Source organism: Streptacidiphilus monticola (assembly GCF_042658505.1).
GTDB lineage: Bacteria > Actinomycetota > Actinomycetes > Streptomycetales > Streptomycetaceae > Streptacidiphilus > Streptacidiphilus monticola.
In genome coordinates, this window is record NZ_JBHSQJ010000027.1 from 1 (window position 1) to 3934 (window position 3934).

Below are 3934 nucleotides of genomic sequence, written 5' to 3' on the forward strand. Positions count from 1 at the left end.
TGACAGGGTGGCGAGCTAACCAACTGCTCCACGGGGCCATGTGCATAAGGCTTATGCACCGGCACTGCGCTACTGCTTACTGCGTGCCCCCAACGGGATTCGAACCCGTGCTACCGCCTTGAAAGGGCGGCGTCCTGGGCCACTAGACGATGAGGGCTTAGGGACCCTCCCGGCTTCCTTGCGGCCGTCGGGGACGTTCAGAAGCATATGGGATGGCGGCCGGATCGCCAAAATGGCTTTGTGCTGCAGATGACGCGCGAGCGGTTCGAGGAGCTGGTCGGCGAGGGGCTGGACCGGATTCCCCCGGAGCTGACCCGGCTGATGGACAACGTCGTGGTGCTCGTCGAGGACGAGCCCGAGGGCGCGGACCCGGGGCTGCTGGGCCTGTACGAGGGGACGCCGCTGACCGAGCGGGACAGCTGGTACAGCGGGGTGCTGCCGGACCGGATCACGATCTACCGGAACCCGACGCTGCGGCTGTGCGCGACGGAGGAGGAGGTGGTGCACGAGGTGGCGGTGACCGTGGCGCACGAGATCGGGCACCACTTCGGCATCAGCGACGAGCGGCTGCACGAGCTGGGCTGGGGGTAGCCGGCGGCCAGGCCGTGTCCTTTTGCGGAGGAGGGGCGTTGCTCTCTTCGGAGCGGAGTGCCCCGGGGCCGAGGAGAGGGCGGGCGTCGTGCGGGTGAGAACGGTGGCGGCGGGAGCCGTGCTCGTGGCCGGGCTGGCGGCAGCGCTGAGCGGGTGCATGGAGGTGGGCCCGGGTGCGCATGCCGGAACTGCCGTGGCGCCCACGCCGGGTGACGGTGTGCCAGTCGGCACCTCGGGGGACGGCACCGGGCACGTGCGCACCGGCGCGCGGCACGGCGAGACGCCCAGCGCCTCGGCCTCCGGCGCCGTGCCGGTCGCCGGCCGGACCCCGGCGCCCTCGCCGCAGTCGACGGACGGCCGGGCCATCCCGACGCCGGTCACGCAGCCCACGCAGGCGCCGCCCAGCAGCGCGCCCACCACCGCGCCGCCGACCACCCCGGCCGCCTCGCCGAGCAGCGCGCCGACCACGCCGCCGGCGACGCCGGACCCCGGGCCGAGCGACAGTCCGTCGGGCGCGGCGCCCTCGACGAGTCCGAGCTGACGCCCGGACGGGCGGCGACGTGACGGCCGCCACGGGCAGGGCGTTTGGCGGGGGGTGCGGGGCTGGGCTATCTTGGTAGATCGTTGTCTGATTCCATCTGCCCGGCGCCGTGAAACAAGGCGCCCCTGGCGCGTACCGGCACTCCGTGGCTGACCGCATCGAGGCGGTCGTTCTGTGAACCTGCGGATCTTGGCGCGTGCCGATATCCGGAAGGTTTTTCATGTCCCTCGTTGACGACGTCAGCTTCGCCATGCCCGAAAACGGCACGGACGAGACGCCTGCCACCGACACCACCCCCGAGACCGACACCCCCACCGTCACCTTCGGCGACCTGGGCCTGCACCCCGAGGTCGTCCGTGCGCTCGCCAAGCGCGGCGTGACCACCCCGTTCCCGATCCAGGCCGCCACCATCCCGGACGCCCTGGCCGGCAAGGACGTCCTCGGCCGTGGGCGTACCGGCTCCGGCAAGACGCTGAGCTTCGGCCTGCCGCTGCTGTCCCGCCTGGACGGCGGCCGCACCCGGGCCAAGCACCCGCGCGGCCTGATCCTGGTCCCCACCCGCGAGCTGGCCATGCAGGTCTCCGACGCGCTGGAGCCCTACGGCAGCGTGCTCGACCTCAGCCTCAAGGTCGTCTGCGGCGGCACCTCGATGCCCAAGCAGATCTGGGCCCTGGAGCGCGGTGTCGACATCCTCGTGGCCACCCCCGGCCGCCTGCGCGACCTGCTCGACCGCGGCGCCTGCAAGCTGGACGAGACCGAGGTCGTCGTCCTCGACGAGGCCGACCAGATGGCCGACATGGGCTTCCTGCCCGAGGTCACCGAGATCCTGGACAAGGTCCCGGCCGGCGGACAGCGGATGCTCTTCTCCGCCACGCTGGAGAACGAGATCGAGACCCTGGTCGAGCGCTACCTCAAGGACCCGGTCACGCACGAGGTCGACCCGTCCGCGGGCGCGGTCACCACGATGACCCACCACGTGCTGGTCGTGAAGCCCAAGGACAAGGCGCCGATCACCAACGCGATCGCCGCGCGCAAGGGCCGCACCATCGTCTTCGTCCGCACCCAGATGGGCGCCGACCGCGTGGCCCAGCAGCTGCGCGACGCGGGCGTCAAGGCGGACGCGCTGCACGGCGGCATGACCCAGGGCGCGCGCACCCGGACCCTCGGCGACTTCAAGGACGGCTACGTCAACGTCCTGGTCGCCACCGACGTCGCCGCGCGCGGCATCCACGTGGACGGCATCGACCTGGTGCTCAACGTGGACCCGGCCGGGGACCACAAGGACTACCTGCACCGCAGCGGCCGCACCGCGCGGGCGGGGCGGTCCGGGACCGTCGTCACGCTGATCCTCCCGCACCAGCGCCGGAGCACCTTCCGGCTGCTGGAGGACGCGGGCGTCGAGGCCTCCCGCCACATCGTGGGCGCGGCCTTCGACGCGGACGTCGCCCGGATCACCGGTGCCCGCTCGCTGACGGAGGTTCAGGCCGAGTCCGCGGCGAACGCCGCGAAGCAGGCGGAGCGCGAGGTCGTCGAGCTGACGAAGGAGCTGGAGCGGGCCACCCGCCACGCGGCGGGCCTGCGTGAGGACGCCGAGCGTCTGGCCGCCCGCGCCGCGCGCGAGCGTGCCGAGCTGGGCCTGGACGCGGAGCCGGCCGAGGGCACGGACGCTGAAGCGGCCGACGGCCAGGTCGAGTTGACGGCCGTTCAGCCCGCCGAGGGCGGCGACGGCCCGGCGGTGGCGGAGACCCGTGCGCCGCGCGAGGAGCGTTACGAGCGGGCGGAGCGGACCGAGCGCTTCGAGCGCCGGGACCGTGAGGACCGGCGTGAGGACCGGTTCGAGCGTCGGGACCGTGACGGTGACCGTGGTGGGTTCCGTCGGGACCGTGACGGCGATCGCGGTGGCTTCCAGCGTCGGGACGACCGCGACGGCGACCGCGGCGGCTTCCGTCGCGACCGTGAGGACCGGTTTGAGCGTCGGGACCGTGACGGTGACCGTGGTGGCTTCCGTCGGGACCGTGACGGCGACCGCGGTGGCTTCCAGCGTCGGGACGACCGTGACGGTGACCGTGGCGGCTTCCAGCGCCGGGACGACCGCGACGGCGGGTTCCGCCGCGACCGCGACGGTGACCGTGGCGGCTTCCGTCGGGACCGCGACGACCACCGTGGTGGCTTCCAGCGTCGGGACGACCGCGACGGCGGCTTCCGCCGGGACCGGGACCGTGACGACCGCCGTCCGTCCTTCGGCCGCCGCGACGACCACCGTCCGGCCGGCTCCGGCGGCTTCCAGCGCCGCGACGACCGCGGCGGCTTCCAGCGCCGCGACGACCGGGGTCCGCGCGGCTTCGGCGGCAGCGGCGCGGGCGAGCGCAAGCCGCGCTGGAAGAACTGAACCACCCGTCGACCGCACGGCGGTCGGCACGACACGGCGAGGGCCGCTCCCGCAGGACGGGGGCGGCCCTCCGGCGTTCCGCCTCCACAGCGTGCGCCGGCAGACGCGGCGCGCGCCCGAACGGGCGGAGCGCCGACGAGGCACACAGGCGGCAGTCTGCCGTACTCCCATCGGGGCGCTCCGCTGCCCTCAAATGGGTATTAAGTCCGCCCTCGGGCGACCGTAGGGTCGGTGGCGTCGAAAGACTTTCCGATAAATAGGGGAGGGAATCGTGCATTCGATTCGCGCCATCCGGACCGCGCTGACGGCGGTCGCCGCCGCGGCCGTCTCGCTGAGCCTGACCGCCAATGCCGTCGCCGGCCCGCGCATCGCGCCCTCGCGTGGTGACCGGGGGGCGGTGGACACGGTGGTCG

The 3934-nt window shown here is 73.4% G+C and carries 3 protein-coding genes and 1 tRNA gene; 3 read left to right on the forward strand and 1 reads right to left on the reverse strand.

The window, feature by feature from the left end:
* Positions 1-84: 84 nt before the first annotated feature.
* A tRNA-Glu gene (locus tag ACFP3V_RS08105) sits at positions 85-157 on the reverse strand.
* Positions 158-249: 92 nt separating this feature from the next.
* Here ACFP3V_RS08105 and ACFP3V_RS08110 point away from each other — a divergent pair.
* The 3 genes from ACFP3V_RS08110 to ACFP3V_RS08120 all read left to right on the forward strand — a co-directional run bounded on the left by ACFP3V_RS08110 (position 250) and on the right by ACFP3V_RS08120 (position 3521).
* The gene (locus ACFP3V_RS08110; protein WP_380581343.1) at positions 250-591 is read left to right on the forward strand and encodes a metallopeptidase family protein; all 342 of its coding nucleotides are present in this window, start codon (positions 250-252) and stop codon (positions 589-591) included.
* Positions 592-679: 88 nt separating this feature from the next.
* Positions 680-1132 carry a hypothetical protein gene (locus tag ACFP3V_RS08115; RefSeq protein ID WP_380581339.1) on the forward strand — a complete coding sequence of 151 codons (453 nt, stop codon included), beginning with the start codon at positions 680-682 and terminating at the stop codon, positions 1130-1132.
* Between the two features lie 220 nt (positions 1133-1352).
* Positions 1353-3521 (forward strand): DEAD/DEAH box helicase, encoded by a 2169-nt coding sequence (locus ACFP3V_RS08120; RefSeq protein WP_380581341.1) that lies wholly within the window; start codon positions 1353-1355, stop codon positions 3519-3521.
* The last annotated feature ends 413 nt before the right edge of the window (positions 3522-3934 follow it).

Coding starts and splice junctions, on each gene's coding strand:
- ACFP3V_RS08120 (WP_380581341.1), top strand. CDS start 1,353: ATGTCCCTCGTTGACGACGTCAGCTTCGCCATGCCCGAAAACGGCACG.
- ACFP3V_RS08110 (WP_380581343.1), top strand. CDS start 250: ATGACGCGCGAGCGGTTCGAGGAGCTGGTCGGCGAGGGGCTGGACCGG.